1 rRNA gene is annotated in these 1390 nt (G+C 51.3%); it reads left to right on the forward strand.

The features are described from left to right. Positions 1-1366: ribosomal RNA gene (locus tag O0880_RS28070) — 23S ribosomal RNA — on the forward strand; the annotation flags it as partial. Between the last annotated feature and the right edge of the window lie 24 nt (positions 1367-1390).

A 1390-nucleotide genomic window follows, 5' to 3' on the forward strand; every position in this document is an offset into this window, starting at 1 on the left:
GACGAGTGAACTTGTTCACGAAGCAATCGGAAGTGGTTCCAAGAAAAGCCTCTAAGCTTCAGTCATACGAGACCGTACCGCAAACCGACACAGGTGGGCGAGATGAGTATTCTAAGGCGCTTGAGAGAACTCGGGAGAAGGAACTCGGCAAATTGGTACCGTAACTTCGGGAAAAGGTACGCCCCGGTAGCTTGATTGGTTTACTCCATGAGGGTGAAAGGGTTGCAATAAACTGGTGGCTGCGACTGTTTAATAAAAACACAGCACTCTGCAAACACGAAAGTGGACGTATAGGGTGTGACGCCTGCCCGGTGCTGGAAGATTAAATGATGGGGTGCAAGCTCTTGATTGAAGTCCCAGTAAACGGCGGCCGTAACTATAACGGTCCTAAGGTAGCGAAATTCCTTGTCGGGTAAGTTCCGACCTGCACGAATGGCGTAACGATGGCCACACTGTCTCCTCCCGAGACTCAGCGAAGTTGAAATGTTTGTGATGATGCAATCTACCCGCGGCTAGACGGAAAGACCCCATGAACCTTTACTGTAGCTTTGCATTGGACTTTGAACCAATCTGTGTAGGATAGGTGGGAGGCTTTGAAGCGGGGACGCTAGTTCTCGTGGAGCCAACCTTGAAATACCACCCTGGTTTGTTTGAGGTTCTAACCTTGGTCCGTTATCCGGATCGGGGACAGTGCATGGTAGGCAGTTTGACTGGGGCGGTCTCCTCCTAAAGTGTAACGGAGGAGTTCGAAGGTACGCTAGATACGGTCGGACATCGTGTTGATAGTGCAATGGCATAAGCGTGCTTAACTGCGAGACTGACAAGTCGAGCAGGTACGAAAGTAGGACATAGTGATCCGGTGGTTCTGTATGGAAGGGCCATCGCTCAACGGATAAAAGGTACTCTGGGGATAACAGGCTGATTCCTCCCAAGAGTTCATATCGACGGGGGAGTTTGGCACCTCGATGTCGGCTCATCACATCCTGGGGCTGTAGCCGGTCCCAAGGGTATGGCTGTTCGCCATTTAAAGTGGTACGTGAGCTGGGTTTAAAACGTCGTGAGACAGTTTGGTCCCTATCTGCCGTGGGCGTTGGAAATTTGAAGGGGGCTGCTCCTAGTACGAGAGGACCGGAGTGGACGAACCTCTGGTGTACCGGTTGTCACGCCAGTGGCATTGCCGGGTAGCTAAGTTCGGAAGAGATAACCGCTGAAAGCATCTAAGCGGGAAACTTGCCTTGAGATGAGATTTCCCAGAGCCTTGAGCTCTTTGAAGGGTCGTTCGAGACCAGGACGTTGATAGGCTGGGTGTGGAAGTGCAGTAATGCATTAAGCTAACCAGTACTAATTGCCCGTACGGCTTGTCCCTATAACCTTAGCAGGTACAGAGGAT

Source organism: Janthinobacterium sp. SUN118 (assembly GCF_030397695.1).
In the GTDB taxonomy this organism is placed as follows: domain Bacteria; phylum Pseudomonadota; class Gammaproteobacteria; order Burkholderiales; family Burkholderiaceae_D; genus Janthinobacterium.